The organism is Williamsia sterculiae (assembly GCF_900156495.1).
GTDB classification, from domain to species: Bacteria; Actinomycetota; Actinomycetes; order Mycobacteriales; family Mycobacteriaceae; genus Williamsia_B; species Williamsia_B sterculiae.
In genome coordinates this window covers 61,622-76,583 of sequence record NZ_FTNT01000007.1, presented here as the reverse complement: position 1 = coordinate 76,583, position 14,962 = coordinate 61,622, and the positions used below count along the sequence as shown (strand labels likewise).

General features: G+C 68.1%; 15 protein-coding genes. 8 read left to right on the top strand and 7 right to left on the bottom strand.

The annotated features are described in order from the left end of the window. Window positions 1-84: 84 nt before the first annotated feature. Together recG and BW971_RS12385 are read right to left on the bottom strand one after the other, a co-directional pair. Entirely contained in the window at window positions 85-2,331 is a 2,247-nt protein-coding gene (recG, locus tag BW971_RS12390) for an ATP-dependent DNA helicase RecG (RefSeq protein WP_076480011.1), read from the bottom strand. Next, window positions 2,332-4,026, bottom strand: coding sequence for a DAK2 domain-containing protein (locus BW971_RS12385; protein WP_076480010.1), 1,695 nt, complete (start codon window positions 4,024-4,026; stop codon window positions 2,332-2,334). It abuts the gene before it with no gap. A 243-nt stretch (window positions 4,027-4,269) separates the two neighbouring features. On the opposite strand from BW971_RS12385, the gene rpmB reads away from it, so the two are divergent. Further along, window positions 4,270-4,461: a 50S ribosomal protein L28 gene (gene rpmB / locus BW971_RS12380; protein WP_076480009.1), complete on the top strand. Its 192-nt coding sequence runs from the start codon at window positions 4,270-4,272 to the stop codon at window positions 4,459-4,461. A 21-nt stretch (window positions 4,462-4,482) separates the two neighbouring features. Further along, window positions 4,483-5,301, top strand: coding sequence for an enoyl-CoA hydratase/isomerase family protein (locus BW971_RS12375; protein ID WP_076480008.1), 819 nt, complete (start codon window positions 4,483-4,485; stop codon window positions 5,299-5,301). A 40-nt stretch (window positions 5,302-5,341) separates the two neighbouring features. Here BW971_RS12375 and BW971_RS12370 read toward each other — a convergent pair whose 3' ends face one another. Continuing rightward, on the bottom strand, window positions 5,342-5,719 hold the full coding sequence (locus tag BW971_RS12370; RefSeq protein WP_076480006.1) for a cupin domain-containing protein: 378 nt from the start codon (window positions 5,717-5,719) through the stop codon (window positions 5,342-5,344). Between the two features lie 79 nt (window positions 5,720-5,798). On the opposite strand from BW971_RS12370, the gene BW971_RS12365 reads away from it, so the two are divergent. After that, window positions 5,799-6,254, top strand: a complete 456-nt coding sequence (locus BW971_RS12365) for a MarR family winged helix-turn-helix transcriptional regulator (RefSeq protein WP_076480003.1) — start codon at window positions 5,799-5,801, stop codon at window positions 6,252-6,254. 64 nt (window positions 6,255-6,318) lie between these two features. Here BW971_RS12365 and BW971_RS12360 read toward each other — a convergent pair whose 3' ends face one another. From BW971_RS12360 to BW971_RS12350, 3 genes are read right to left on the bottom strand one after another with little or no spacing between them, the layout of a single operon-like run. Next, window positions 6,319-7,038, bottom strand: a complete 720-nt coding sequence (locus BW971_RS12360; protein WP_076480257.1) for a uracil-DNA glycosylase — start codon at window positions 7,036-7,038, stop codon at window positions 6,319-6,321. Between the two features lie 2 nt (window positions 7,039-7,040). Further along, window positions 7,041-7,565 (bottom strand): gamma carbonic anhydrase family protein, encoded by a 525-nt coding sequence (locus tag BW971_RS12355; protein WP_076480001.1) that lies wholly within the window; start codon window positions 7,563-7,565, stop codon window positions 7,041-7,043. A 60-nt stretch (window positions 7,566-7,625) separates the two neighbouring features. Next, window positions 7,626-8,666, bottom strand: a complete 1,041-nt coding sequence (locus BW971_RS12350; protein ID WP_076480000.1) for a thiamine-phosphate kinase — start codon at window positions 8,664-8,666, stop codon at window positions 7,626-7,628. Window positions 8,667-8,916: 250 nt separating this feature from the next. Between BW971_RS12350 and BW971_RS12345 the strand changes: the two genes are divergently transcribed. Both BW971_RS12345 and BW971_RS12340 read left to right on the top strand, forming a co-directional pair. Further along, window positions 8,917-9,162 carry an Lrp/AsnC family transcriptional regulator gene (locus tag BW971_RS12345; protein WP_076479998.1) on the top strand — a complete coding sequence of 82 codons (246 nt, stop codon included), beginning with the start codon at window positions 8,917-8,919 and terminating at the stop codon, window positions 9,160-9,162. Between the two features lie 19 nt (window positions 9,163-9,181). Next, window positions 9,182-9,799 (top strand): DUF3515 domain-containing protein, encoded by a 618-nt coding sequence (locus tag BW971_RS12340; protein ID WP_076479996.1) that lies wholly within the window; start codon window positions 9,182-9,184, stop codon window positions 9,797-9,799. Between the two features lie 3 nt (window positions 9,800-9,802). On the opposite strand, the gene BW971_RS12335 is transcribed toward BW971_RS12340, so the two are convergent. Then, entirely contained in the window at window positions 9,803-10,798 is a 996-nt protein-coding gene (locus BW971_RS12335; protein WP_076480256.1) for an NAD(P)H-dependent glycerol-3-phosphate dehydrogenase, read from the bottom strand. A 172-nt stretch (window positions 10,799-10,970) separates the two neighbouring features. On the opposite strand from BW971_RS12335, the gene cofC reads away from it, so the two are divergent. The 3 genes from cofC to BW971_RS12320 are packed head-to-tail and all read left to right on the top strand — an operon-like array spanning window position 10,971 to window position 14,934. After that, window positions 10,971-11,726: a 2-phospho-L-lactate guanylyltransferase gene (gene cofC, locus BW971_RS12330; RefSeq protein ID WP_083709874.1), complete on the top strand. Its 756-nt coding sequence runs from the start codon at window positions 10,971-10,973 to the stop codon at window positions 11,724-11,726. Between the two features lie 56 nt (window positions 11,727-11,782). Next, window positions 11,783-14,038, top strand: a complete 2,256-nt coding sequence (locus BW971_RS12325) for an RNA degradosome polyphosphate kinase (RefSeq protein WP_083709872.1) — start codon at window positions 11,783-11,785, stop codon at window positions 14,036-14,038. Further along, window positions 14,035-14,934 carry an NUDIX hydrolase gene (locus BW971_RS12320; RefSeq protein WP_076479992.1) on the top strand — a complete coding sequence of 300 codons (900 nt, stop codon included), beginning with the start codon at window positions 14,035-14,037 and terminating at the stop codon, window positions 14,932-14,934. Before BW971_RS12325 ends, BW971_RS12320 begins: the two co-directional genes overlap by 4 nt. Window positions 14,935-14,962: the final 28 nt, after the last annotated feature.

Below are 14,962 nucleotides of genomic sequence, written 5' to 3'. Positions count from 1 at the left end.
CCGTGCGCCGCGGGTGTGCCGGAGGCGTCGGCGCAGTCGACGCAGCGCCTGCGCCGCGGTCACCACGCACCACCCCCACCGAGGTCAGGACTTGTCGAGGTACCGGATGCGATGCGGCCCGAGGACGGAGTCGACCAGATCGGCCATGGCCGGGTGTTGCAGCAGGGTGAGGTCGTCGGTGACCACCTCGTCGGCGAGCACCCTGGCCTCGGCGATGAGGTCGCCGTCGGAGAGCAGCGACAACAACCGCAGGGTCGATCCACTACCGGCCTGCAACGCACCGAGCACATCCCCCTCCCTGCGCTGTTCGAGATCGACCATCGACAACTCGAACCCGTCATTGGACGCCTCGACGGCCCGTAACCGTTCCATCGACTGCGAACTCTGCGACACGGTGGTCATCAGCAGACACAGGCCGGGCCAGCCGCCGCGACCGACCCGACCGCGGAGCTGATGCAGTTGCGACACCCCGAATCGTTCGGCGTCGACGATGACCATGGCCGTCGCGTTGGGTACGTCCACACCCACCTCGACCACGGTGGTCGCCACCAGCACGTCGATCTCACCGGCTCCGAAGGCATCCATCACCGCTGTCTTCTCGTCCGCGGGTAGTCGCCCGTGGAGCAACCCGATCCGGAAGCGGCCGAGTTCGCCCCCGGCCAGTTGGTCGAACATCTCCACCGCCGAGGTGGTCGGCGGACCATCCGCGGCGGCCGCCTTCTCCTCCGAGGCGGCGCCGGCGGCGGTACCGTCGTCACCGATCCGCGAACAGACCACGTACGCCTGCCTGCCCTGTTCGATCTCCTCGGCGATTCGGCTCCACACCCGTTGCACCCACACCGGTTTGGCGCTGGGCACCACGGTGGTGGAGATGGGCTGACGCCCGGCGGGTAGCTCACGCAGGGTGGAGGTCTGCAGGTCGCCGTACACGGTCATCGCCACCGTACGCGGGATGGGTGTCGCGGTCATCACCAGTACGTGCGGGGTCGTCTCACCGCGACTCTTGTGCCGCAGGATATCTCGCTGTTCCACGCCGAAGCGGTGCTGTTCGTCGACGACGATGAGGCCGAGGTTGAAGAAGTCGACGTTGTCCTGCAGCAGGGCATGGGTGCCCACGACGATGCCCGCCTGACCGGTCATCGCGTCGAGCAGGGCCGATTTCTTCGCCGCCGTCTTGAGCGACCCGGTGATCAACGCGATCGCCGTCGCACCCTCCTCGGCATCCAGGGTGCCTGCGCGCCCCAGCCCACCCAACAGGCTGCGCAGGGTGCGCAGATGCTGCGCGGCGAGCACTTCCGTCGGCGCCAGCAACGCACACTGATAACCGTTGTCGACCATCCTCAGCATCCCGAGCACGGCGACGAGCGTCTTACCCGAACCGACCTCACCCTGCAGCAGTCGACTCATCGGCTCGCCGGTGTCCAGCGACCCGGTGATCTCGTCGAGCACTCGTTGTTGCCCGTCGGTCAGGGCGAACGGGAGCCGTTGCAGTACGCGGTCTTCCAATCCACCCGATACCCGCGGGCATCGCGGCCCCGTCTGTCCGGCGTCGAGATGTCTGCGTTGGGCCAGCGCCAACTGCAGCGCCAGGGCCTCGTCGAACTTCAGTCGTTCCCGCGCTGCGTCGATGTCCTCGGCGGTGCGCGGCGAGTGCATCAGGCGGACCGCGTCGTCACCGGTGATGTAGCCGTACCGTTGACGTTCGGTCTCGGTGAGCGCATCGGGCAGCGGCGGCACCTGGTCGAGGACACCCTTGATACACGCCCAGATGTCCCAGGTCTGCAGTTTGGCGGTGGCCGGGTACACCGGCAGGAACGGCTTCTCGAAGTCCGACAACACCAGCCCGGCGCCGGAATCGCTGACCCCGCCGGTGCGGAACATCGCCGAGCCGATCGATCCGCCGATCTGCATCTGGTCGCTGTGCTCGGGGATCACCATCCAGTCCGGGTGGGTCAGCTGCACATTCCCGCGGTACGTGGACAGCTTCCCCGCGAGCATCGCGCGGGTACCGGGGGTCAGGGCACGCGCGATCGCGTACGGGTGGAAGAAGGTGGCGTCGAAGGTGTTCACGTCGTCGGTGGCACGGATGCGCAGCATGTGACCCTTGCGCTTGCGCATCGGGATCATGTCCGCCTTCACGATCCGGGCCACGACGGTGACGTAATCGCCGTCGGCGAGCTGCTTCTCGGCCGACAACGCGCCGCGTTGGACGTACCGACTCGGTTGATGGCGGATCAGCTCGCCGACGGTGTGGACTCCGATCTCGTCGGCGAGCAACTCGACCGTCCCGGGTACCAGATACGCGGCGAGCGAATCCGACAGTGCAACCATCTACTCGACTCCCACCTGCAGCAGCTGATCGGTCTGCCCGGCCGGGAACACCGCGAGCTCCACACCCGGATAAGTGCCGCGTATGTGTGTGTCGAGGTCGTCGAGGACCTGCTGGTGCAACTCCGCACCCGCCAGTACGGTCACCAGCTCACCACCGGTGCCGAGCATGAGATCGACGAGTCCGATGGTCGCCGTGGCGGTCTCGGGGTCGATGACCAACACGTCCTCGCCGATCAGACCGATCCGGTCGCCGACCGCGCAGGTACCCGCCAGGGTGATCATCGGCTCGGTGGCCACCGCAACCGAACCCCATCGCGTCGACGCCGCCGACTCGGCCATCGCGTAGGCGTCCGCATCGGGGTTGGCCGAGATGTCGTGCACGGCCATCGCGGCCAGACACTGCGCCATCGACAGCGTGGGCAGGAACACCACCGTCCGCCGCGGTGACCGCGCCTCGGCGGCCACGCTGATGAGGTCCTGGGCGGGTAGCGCACCGTTGACCATGGCGATCACATGTGCGCTGTCCACCGCGACGATCGCCTCGGACAGGGCGGAGACGTCGAGCCCGTCGTCGGCGCGGACCACATACGCACCCTCCGATGCGAACAGCTCCGCGGCCTGTTCTCCTTTCACCACCGCCACCACCGCACGGCGATGCCGCGGTGGCGGCTCGTCGGGCGCATCGCTGGACCGGTGCGCGTCCAACAGGAAACAGGTGATCCGGATGTCCGACAGATGACCCAGCCGCAGTCCCGCCTCCACGGCGGCGCCGGGGTCGTCGGTGTGCACGTGCACCGAGAACCGTTCGTCGGGGCCACCGGAGCTGTCGCCGACGATCACCACCGCGTCGCCGAGATCGGACAGCGCGTCGCGCAGCGCACCGATCTGCTCGGCCTGCGCACCGTCGAGCAGGTACATCACCTCGAAGTCGCTGCCCTCGCCCCCGTCGCAGATCTCCCCGATCCGGTGTCCGATCGGATCGCCTCCGCCCGCCAGCGACCCGCGATACTGCCGTCGCCGGACCGAGACCCCGGTCAGCACCTCCACCAACGCGTCGAGGATGGCGAGCAGTCCGCGTCCGCCCGCGTCCACCACCCCGGCTCGGGCCAGTTCCGGCAACTGTTCGGTGGTCCGGTCCAGATCCTCGGCGCAGGTGTCGGCGATCGCGCGGGCGAGATCGGCGGGTGTCGCGTCCGCATGGTCGGCGGCGGCGCGGGCCGACGCGGCCAACAGCGTCAGCACGGTGCCGTCCCGCGGATCGCTGACCGCGCGCCGCGCGGCCAACGATGCGAGCTGCAGTCCGGTCACCAGAAGGGTGTTCAGCGCATCGGCTGCCTCGGCCGGATCACTGTCGGCTCCGGGCGCGCGGTCGGGTAGGTGCAGTTCGGCTGCATCGGCCACCCCGACCAGAACCTGCGACAGGATGATGCCCGAGTTGCCACGCGCACCGGTGACCGCGCCGTCGGCCATGGCCCTGGCGAGTTCGGGGGTGGTGGCGTCCGGACCCAACTCGTCGACGGCGGCGGATGCGGCCTTCATGGTGTGGAGCATGTTGCTGCCGGTGTCGGAGTCGGGGATCGGGAAGACGTTCAGGTCGTTGATCTCGCCGCGAGACCGTTCGAGCGCTGCCACCGAGGCGCGCGTCCAGTCGCGCAGCAACAACGGATCGACGGCACCGCGCGACCGATCGGTCATCCCGCGCACCTCCTCGTCGCCACCCGGCCCGAAGCGGCGGGCGGGGTCGAGGCCAGACTAGTGCGGGCGCCGGACACCGCTTCGCGACGACGGACGCAGGCCCAGGGACGCCGCCGCATTTGGCCGCGACGCCGGCGGCCGCTATCCTTGCAGGGTTGCCTTGCGGTGGGAGACGTGTTCCGACGTCCGTCCGAGCGCCGCGGGCCCACAGGACAATGTTCTCAACGATCGAGGAGTTCGACGATGGCTGCCGTTTGCGACGTTTGCGGCAAGGGGCCCGGCTTTGGCAAGTCGGTCTCGCACTCGCACCGGCGTACCAACCGCCGATGGAACCCGAACATCCAGGCCGTGCGCACGCACGTCCCGGGCGGGAACCACAAGCGGGTCAACGTGTGCACCTCCTGCCTCAAGGCAGGCAAGGTCACCCGCGGCTGAGACGCCCGTTACCGTGTCAGGGTGAGCCCTGACACGACGCTGTCCGACGGTGGCCGCGACGTCTCGGTGATCGCACCGGTCGACGGGGTGCTGCGTATCGCGGTATCCACCGACGCCCCCGGAAACCCCTTGAGCGGCGACGCCATGCATCATGGCGCCGTCGCTCTTCGTCGTGCCGTGGCCGGCGACCTCGACGTCGGTGCGGTGCTGTTGACCGGTGCCGGACAGAACTTCTGTGCCGGCGGCGACGTGAGGGTGTTCGCTGCTGCGCCGAACCGCCCGGCCTTCATCCGCGGTGTCGCCGACGAATTCCATGGGTTCATCGCCGCGTTGCGCGACGCTCACCTGCCGGTGGTCGCCGCGGTCACCGGGTGGGCCGCGGGGGCCGGGTTGAGCATCGTCACCCACTGCGACATCGCGGTGGGCGGCCCCGCAACCCGTTTCCGACCCGCCTACTCCGGCATCGGTCTGTCCCCCGACGGTGGGCTGACCTGGACGTTGCCCCGGATCGTCGGCTCGGCCCGGGCGCGCCGAATCCTGCTGACCAACGCCGTCATCACCGGTGACGACGCGTACGCCTGGGGACTGCTCGGCGCATTGGTCGGCGACGACGAGGTCCGGTCGGTGGCCGAGACCATGGCCCTCGACATCGCCGCAGGCCCACGTCAGGGACTACGCGCGGCTCGTGATCTGCTCGACCGATCCCCCGGTGCCAGATTGCTCGACCACCTCGACGCCGAAGCCGACTCCATCTCGCGGCTGTCCGGTACGCCGGAGGGAATCGAGGGCATCGACGCCTTCGCCGAGAAGCGGCGCCCCGACTTCGCCGCACACCGCTGAACGGGCGCGACGTCACACCGCACGTGCGGTGATCCGTGGCCTACTGCGCCCAGGGCGGCGCGAGACGCACGTCATCGCCGACGACCGAGGCCGTCATCCCGAGTCCGGTCGTGGCCCAGATCTGCGCGGGTTCGTCCGCGCTGTTGCCGACGCGAAACGTGACGTCCGCCGGCACCAGAACGGCATCCCCGGCCGCGGCGACGAAGTGCTCGTCATCGAGCTGCACATCGAGGTGTCCACTGAGGACGAAGAGAACCTCCTCGTGTGACATCGTGTGCTGCTCTCCCGCCGTACGGGGCGGGAAGTCGGCTCGCCACGCGGCCAGCGAAGCGGCGCCGGTGCTGCTCGAGGCGAAGGAAGTGAACGTGACGCCGTGCATCGAATACGCACGCGCTTCTCGCTGTGACACATGGGGCATGGTCGAACCTTCCGATAATGGACAACTGAGTTGACCATATATCGTCAATGTAGTTGTCTTCTTCGGTTACGCTGTCGTCGTGAGTCCGAACAGCGATGTCATCGCACCGTTCCTGCTCATGCGTGCATTCCGCGGACTGGTCGACGCCGTACACGAAAGCCTCGCCGACGCGGGGTTCCCCGGTATTCGCGCCCAGCACGAATTCGCCCTGCAGGCGATCGGCGCAGGATGCACCAGCGTTCAATTGGGCGAACGGTTGGGCGTGACCAAGCAGGCTGCGACCAAGACCGCGCACTCCTTGGAAGCGATGGGATTGATCACACGCGAGACCAACACGAGTGACCGGCGTGAGCGGACGCTGACCATCACGACCGCCGGCCGTCGACTACTCGCACTGTCGGCAGACGCGTTCTGCGACGAGTTGGCCCGATGGCGACGTGTCGCGGGCGACGATGCGGTGACCACGACCCTGACCACACTGAGCCAGTTCGGCGTCGGTGGCCGCTCCGATGTCGACCTGTCGGATTGGATCTGAGTCACCAGCCTCACGGGAGGAGAGGCGTCGTGCGCTCAGCGGTGACGTCGGACGACGAGCATGGTCACGGCAGCCGCCAGTCGATCGGATCGGCACCGAGTTCCTCCAGGGCCAGATTCGCCCGCGAGAACGGCCGCGATCCGAAGAACCCGCGGCTCGCCGAGAGCGGAGACGGGTGAGCCGAGGTGATGGTCGGTACGTCGGGCATCCACCGACACAGACCTGCAGCATCGCGGCCCCACAGGATCGCGACCAGTGGTTCGTCTCGGTCGGCCAGGGCCTTGATGGCGCACTCCGTGACCGCCTCCCAACCCTTTCCGCGGTGCGAGGCCGGCGTCCCCGGAGCGACCGTGAGCACCCTGTTCAGCAACAACACGCCGCGCTCGGTCCACGGCGACAGGTCACCGGTGGCCGGCCGGGGCAGATCCAGATCGGAGCCGTATTCGGTGAAGATGTTGGCGAGCGATCGTGGAACCGGCGACACCGACGGATCCACCGAGAAGCTCAAACCGACGGCGTGCCCCGGCGTGGGGTAAGGGTCCTGACCGACGATCAGTACCCGAACGGAGTGGAACGGGGTACTGAACGCTCTCAGCACGTTTCGACCCGCCGGCAGATACCGGCGGCCCGCGGCCACCTCGGCCCGCAGGAAGCGGCCGAGGTCGGCGACCGTCTCGGCCACCGGCGCCAGCACCTCGGCCCAACCGGGATCTATCAGCTCCGAAAGCGGCTGTGCACCGCTATCTTTCGCCTTCGCCCTCTTCTCACCGCCATCGTCGGCCATGGTCATGCGTCCAACCGCCGGAGGTTGTCGCGGTAGTGTGCGGCGTTGGCCGCGTAGAGGTCCACGTTTAGATCGAGGTGGCCGTTCGGCACCTCGTATCCGGCCCGGATCTTCGCGGGCACGCCCAGGGCCATCGCGCGTTCGGGTACCTCGAAGCCGAACGGCACCACCGCCCCGGCACCCACGATCGCACCCGATCCGATGCGGGATCCGTTGAGCACCACAGATCCCGACGCGATCAGGGTGTGGTCTCCGATCGTGGCACCTTCGATATGGGCGTTGTGCCCGACCACGCAGCCGGCACCGATGACCGTTGCATCGATCATGGTGCAGTGCACCACCGTTCCGTCCTGGATGTTGGTGCGGGCGCCGACGGTGATCGTTCCGTAGTCACCGCGCAGAACCGCCCCCGGCCACACCGACACACCGTCGGCCAGGATCACCGAGCCGATGACCACCGCATCCGGGTGAACGTAGACATCGGCACCGAGTTCCGGCTCCCGGTCGCCGAGCGCATATATCGCCATCCCGCCAATGTAACGGGGAACCCGTGACCGTCGTCGAAGGCCACGGTGTGCGTCGACACGTCAGAAGCTCTCCCAGCCGTGGTGCCCCGTCGGATCGTCGGTGACCACCACGTCACCCGGTTCTTCGTCGACCACCTCACCGATCACCGACCAACCCGCAGGTACCGACCCTGTGAAAGTGGCCATCAACTCGTGATCCTCACCACCCTCGAGAACCCAGGTCGCGACGTCCACCCCGCAACGTCGGGCCACCTCGTCGAGTTGCGGCGGCTGCGGGATGCGCTCGGGGTCCACCCGGATCGCCACCGAGGACGCGGTTGCCATCGTTCGCAGCTCCGACCACAGGCCGTCGGAGACGTCGGTCATCGCGGTGGGAACCATCGATGGCCAGTGCACACGCGGGGCAGGTGCCCATCGCGGCGTGGGCACCCTGTGCGCCGCCACCAGTGCCGACGGCTCGTGCTCACCACGGCCGAGCAACTCCAGTCCCGCTGCGGAACCGCCCAGCGGTCCGCTGACCGCGACGACATCACCGACCGTCGCACCGTCGAGCCGGACCGGCGAATGCCCGGCGGTGTCCCCGATCACGGTGACCGTCACCACCACCTGCGTGGTCGCGACCAGGTCCCCCCCGACCACCGGCGCACCGAACCCGGCTGCCGCACCGGCCAGCCCGGTCATCAGCGACCGGACCACAGCAGCCGGGGTGTCCGGCGGGCACCCCAAGGCCACCACCACCCCGGTGGGGGCACCGCCCATCGCCGCGATGTCGGCGATCGCCTGAACCGCGGCGCGGGCACCCACCTCCGCGGGCGCACTCCACTCCCGCCGAAAATGCCGGCCCTCGACGACGGTGTCCGTGCTGACGACCACCGGACCCTTGCTGCGCAGCACCGCTGCGTCGTCACCCGGGCCGATGACCACGTCGACCGCGGACCGCAACCCGCCTGCCCGGTCGTTGGAGATCGCGATCAGGTCGTTCACCAGCACCCGCTCCGACAGATCACGGACCAGCGGGCCCTCCAGGGTCCAGGCAGCCGATCGACCCTTCGACCCGACATCTGCCGTCCTGCTGTTCGTGGTCGTCTCGCTGTCCGTCATACCGCCCTCGGTCGTCGCATCCGCTGCATGCCTGGGTGTCAACCTCGATCCGTACCGCAGCCTCCACGACCGGCCACCAGGACCCGCCGGGATCTGCTCGCCGCGGAGCTGCGACGACGGTTCCGGGCGTCTCCGGGGAGGCGGTTGGCGCGGCCGTCGGGTCGTCGGCGACAATCTGTGCCAGTGTATTCGCATTCGCGCACGCTCCCCGCGTGTGCGCCCGGGCAGCCCCGCGGGTGACGACGAGAGGATGGCCGTGGTCCAGGCATTCATTCTGATCCAGACCGAGGTCGGTCGCGCAGCCCTCGCCGCCGCCACCATCGCCGAGATCACCGGAGTCGCCTCCTCCGAGGAGGTGAGCGGACCCTACGACGTCATCGTGCGTGTCGACGCCGCGGACGCCGGTCAACTCACCGAACACGTTGTGCCGCAGATTCAGAAGGTCGACGGCATCACCCGTACCCTTACCTGCCCGGTGGTCAGCGCGACACGATGACAACCCACCGTCAATACCCGTGAGCGCGGACGAACACCCGCCGGAGTCCAGTTCGACCGAACCGCGATCCGCGGAGCCCCCGTCGGCGGAGCGCAGGGCCGGACTGCGACCCGCGACCATCGCCTCCATCGTGGCGATCCCGGTCATGGTGATCGTCGGCTTCATCACGTTCGCGGTGGTGAAGTCGCACCAACACGCGTCGTCGACCTCGGTGTCGCTGCAATCCGTGCCCGCCCCCGATTCGTCGAGTCCGGACTGCGCGCGACTGACGAGGGCGCTGCCGCGAACCCTGGACGGGTTCGGCGAACGCGCCACCATCGACGGTGACATCGTCAGCTGGCCCGCCACCGGCGACTCCAGTCCGGTGCAGTTGCGATGCGGGGTCGCTCGGCCGTCCGGTCTCGGCCCCACCTCGGCGCTGCTGGAGGTGTCGCCGGTCCAGTGGTTCTCCGCCGACCAGGGGACCCGGACACCGTGGTTCGCTGTCGATCGGCGTCCCTACGTCGCGCTGGCACTCCCTGCGGGAGCCGGCAACGGACCCATCACCGCCGTCTCGGCCGCGATCGCCTCGACGCTGGCGAGCACGGGAGTCGACGTCGGCGGTCAGCAGGCGTCCGCGACCGCACCCACGGGCTGAGTCTCACTCGGCCCTGGTGCTGCGACCCAGCAACGAACTGATTGCGTCACCCACCGACAATCCCTCGTGACACACCTGATGCACCGCGTCCGTCAGCGGCATCTCGACACCGGCCTTGATCGCCAGCGCGCGCACCGAGGTACACGACTTGACCCCTTCGGCGACCTGGCCGTTGGTGGCCGCCTGCGCCTCGTCCAACGAACACCCCTCACCCAGGCGTGCGCCGAAGGAACGGTTCCGCGACAACGGGGAGGAGCAGGTCGCGACCAGGTCACCCACTCCCGCCAACCCCGCCAACGTCTCCGGCCGGGCACCGAGGGCGATGCCCAGACGCGTGGTCTCGGCCAGGCCGCGGGTGATGATGGCGGCCAGGGTGTTCTCCCCCAGTCCGGCGCCGGAAGCGATCCCGCATGCCAACGCGATCACGTTCTTGGCCGCGCCACCGATCTCGCAACCCACCACGTCGGTATTCGTGTACGGGCGGAAATATCCTGTCGTGCATGCATCTTGAACTCGCCGTGCGCGTTCCTCGTCTCCGAAGCCGATGACCGTCGCCGCGGGCTGTCCGGCCGCGACCTCGCGTGCGAGATTGGGACCCGACAGCACGCCGATCCGATCGGGATCGATGCCGGCGGCGTCGGCGATGACCTCGCTCATGCGCAGCAGGGTGTCGCTCTCCACACCCTTGGCCAATGAGATCACCGTCGCGTCGGAGGGGATGTGTTCGCGCCACCGGGTGAGATTGCTGCGCAGCGATTGCGACGGCACCCCGGCGACCACGAGTTCCGCCCCGTCGAGCGCCTCGGACGGCTCGCTGACCGCGTGCAGTTCGGCCGGCAGCTCGATGTCCGGGAGATAGTCGGGATTGACGTGGTCGCGATTGATCGTCTCGGCCAGCTCCGGACGGCGGGCCCATATCCTCGTGTCCGTCCCCGCTTCGACGAAGACCTTCGCCACGGCCGTCCCCCACGACCCCGCACCCATCACGACCGTTTTCACGCCGCTCCTCTCCTTCACCGCGAGCGTCGATGCGACGGGTTCCACCGTCGACGCCCGCTGCGACTCATCTCACCCTAAACGCTGATCTCGAACCGTCGGCCGGACTCCGCGATACGCGTCCCGATGGACACGCACCCTCGGTCGGGTCGACAGCGTCGACCATGATGGAGGGATGCGACCCCCGCAGAGCACGACACCTCGCGAGCGGACCACCCGGTCCGACAGGACGGGCCGCCCATTGGTCGGGGTGTTGGCCGTGAAGGACCTGGCCCTGGCCAAGACCCGACTCGCCGAACAGTTGTCGACGGGGATCCGCGCGCGACTGGTGCTGGCGATGATGCGAGACACCGTCGCCGTCCTGCACCGATCCGGGGCGGCGGGCGTCGTGGTCGTCAGCCCTGACCCGCGTGTCCTCGCCGCGGCCGAGGAATCGGGCGCCCGGGTGCTCGCCGAGTCGGCGACGCCAGGTGCGAGCACTCGCGGACATGCGCAGCTGAACCGCGCCTTCGTCGCCGGGTCCACGGTGGCCGCACACGCCTGGGAAGACCCTCGGGTGATGTTGGTGCAGGCCGATCTGCCCGCCGCGCGGGCGGACCATCTCGCCACGGCGGCCGATCTCGCGATCGGCACCGCACGGGCCATCATCACCGATCGCGACGGTTCCGGCACCACGCTGCTCGTGGTGGACCGCGCGGGTGAGTTGACGGACAGGCCACCGCGCTTCGGATCCGGTTCCGCCCGCAGGCACGTCGCACAGGGTGCGACCGACCTCTCGACACTGCGCGGCCACCCACCGTGGCCGGATCTGCGAACCGACGTCGACACCCTCGAAGACCTGGCCGTCGCCGCTCATCTCGGTACCGGGGATCACACCCGCGCGGTGATCGCCGAGCTGCACGCGAGCGGAGCGCTGTCGCAGACGGGTTGACCGCCCCGTGCCGAGAACTCCGTCGATCCCGCGGCCTGACGCGCGCAGCCGGGCCGATGGTCCATGATGAGTGGGTGACTTCCGCAGACAGCTCCGCCTCCGACACCGCACGCGCCGAGGATCGGGCCGATGACGGCGGCAGGATCGACATCCAGTCACTGCCCGCGGCCCCACCAGCGGCGACACCGGTGCCGGACGAGGTGGTCACCGAACTCCGCCCGGACCGATACCTGAACCGCGAACTGAGCTGGCTGGACTTCAACGCACGCGTTCTCGCCCTGGCCGAGGACACCTCGATGCCTCTGTTGGAGCGAGCCAAGTTCTTGGCGATCTTCGCGTCCAATCTCGACGAGTTCTTCATGGTCCGGGTCGCCGGACTGAAGCGCCGCGACGAGATGGGTTTGTCCGTGCGCTCCGCCGACGGGTTGTCACCCCGCGAGCAGTTGTCGCGGATCGCGCGGCGTACCCAGACCCTCGCCGAGCGCCACGCGCTTGTGTTCATGGATTCCGTGCGACCGGAGTTGGCCGCCAACGGGATCGACGTCGTGTCGTGGGACGAGCTCACCGAGCCGCAACGTGAGCGGATGGTCGATTACTTCCACGAAGACGTCTTCCCGGTCCTCACCCCGCTCGCCGTCGATCCGGCACACCCTTTCCCCTACATCAGCGGGCTCAGCCTGAATCTGGCTGTGACCGTGCGCGATGCCGAGGGCACCGGCGAGCATTTCGCCCGGGTGAAGGTGCCCGACAACGTCAGCCGATTCGTCCCCGTCGACAAGCTGATGCCCAGGAAGTCGACCGACGACGACGACGAACCGCAGCGCACCACGCTGCTGCCGTTGGAGCGACTCATCGCGGCCAACCTGGAACACCTGTTCCCCGGTTTGGAGATCGTCGAGCACCACGTCTTCCGGATCACCAGGAACGCGGACTTCGAGGTGGAGGAGGATCGCGACGAGGATCTGCTCCAGGCCCTCGAACGCGAACTGGCCCGTAGGCGCTTCGGTTCGCCGGTGCGGCTCGAGGTCGCCGACGACATGAGCGAGCACATGCTCGAGTTGCTGCTCCGCGAACTCGACGTCGATCCCGCCGACGTGATCGAGGTCCCCGGCCTGCTCGACCTGTCGGCACTGTTCGAGATTCACGGTCTGGACCGTCCACAGCTGAAGGACCGACCCTTCGTACCAGCGACCCACCCCGCCTTCGGCGAACGTGAGACACCGAAGAGTGTCTTCGCGACGCTGCGGGAAGGCGATGTGCTGGTGCACCATCCCTACGACTCCTTCTCCACGAGCGTGCAGCGATTCATCGAGCAGGCCGCGGCCGACCCCCAGGTGCTGGCCATCAAGCAGACCCTCTACCGGACGTCCGGAGACAGTCCGATCGTCAACGCACTGATCGACGCCGCCGACTCGGGTAAGCAGGTGGTCGCGCTGGTGGAGATCAAGGCACGTTTCGACGAGCAGGCGAACATCAAGTGGGCGCGGCAGCTCGAGCAGGCCGGTGTGCATGTGGTGTACGGCCTGGTGGGACTCAAGACCCACTGCAAGACGTGTCTGGTGGTCCGTCGTGAGGGATCGACCATCCGACGCTACTGCCACATCGGGACCGGCAACTACAACCCCAAGACCGCACGGCTGTACGAGGACGTGGGTCTGCTGACCGCGGACCCCGACGTGGGGGCCGATCTCACCGACCTGTTCAACACGCTGACCGGTTACTCACGCAAGTACCGGTACCGCAACATCCTGGTCGCTCCACAGGGCATCCGCGCGGGCATCGTCCAGCGCATCAACACCGAGATGGACCGGCATCTCGCCGGCGATTCGAGAGCACGGATTCGATTGAAGGCCAACGCACTTGTCGACGAACAGGTCATCGACGCGCTCTACCGCGCCTCACAGGCGAGCGTTCCCGTCGACATCGTCGTCCGTGGCATCTGCGCGCTGCGACCGGGCGTCGAGGGCATGAGCGAGACGATCACCGTCCGTTCGATCCTCGGCGAGTTCCTGGAGCACTCGCGCATCCTCTATTTCGGTGCCCAGGACGAGTACTGGATCGGAAGCGCCGACATGATGCACCGCAACCTCGACCGCCGGATCGAGGTCATGCTGCAGGTGAAGGACGAACGCCTCACCCGTGAGCTCGAGGACATGTTCGCCTCCGCGCTCGACCCCAGGACGCGGTGCTGGATCCTGGGGTCCGACGGTCGGTGGGCCGCTTCCCCCGCGGAGGGTGAGGACGTCCGCGATCATCAACGACAGATGATGCGTCGACACCGTAACCGCCTCGAGAGTTCCGCCGACCGGTGAGCAAGAGGAGCTACGCCGCCGGTGGTGTGCTGTGGCGCACCGGATCCTCCGGTGTCGTGGAGGTCGGTCTGGTGCATCGCCCGCGTTACGACGACTGGTCGCTGCCCAAGGGGAAGACCGAACGCGGCGAGACCCTGTTGGCAACGGCGGTGCGCGAGATCGGTGAGGAGACCGGACAACAGGTCCGCATCGGCAGGCATCTGACCTCGGTGTCCTACGAGACGAACAATCACACTCACAAGCATGTCGAGTACTGGTCGGCTCGATCCGTCGGCGGTGACTTCGCACCCAACGAAGAGGTGGACGAACTCGCCTGGTTCTCGATCGCTGACGCTCGCAAGAAGTTGAGTTATCGACTCGATGTGACCGTGGTCGACGAGTTCGCCGCTCTACCTGCCGATCTGCACACCATGATCGTGGTGCGCCACGCCCAGGCGGGCCGCAAGTCCCAGTACAAGGGTGACGATCGGCTGCGGCCATTGGACAAGACCGGCCGTGCGCAGGCCGAGGCACTGGTCGGTCAGCTGCTGCCGTTCGGTCCGACCGCCCTGCACGCCGCGGAGCGGATACGGTGCGAACAGACCCTTGCGCCCACCGCGGTGGAGGCAGCGCTGGAGGTCCAGCCGGAACCGACGCTGTCCGAAGAGGCCTACCGCGACGACCCGAAAGCGGCGCGGCGGCGCATCTCCCAGATCATCGGCGAGACCGGAATCCACGTCGTGTGCAGCCAGGGCAAGGTGATCCCGTCACTGATGTCGCGCATCGCCGACGAGGCGGGGTTGCAGCTACCGCCGGCCGACAACCGCAAGGCGAGCATGTGGGTGTTGTCCTTCACCGGCGGCGTCTTGGTCCATGCCGACCACCAGGACAGTCCACTCCCCATACGGATGGACTGACAGCGCGGGTCCGCTTCGACGACCTCCC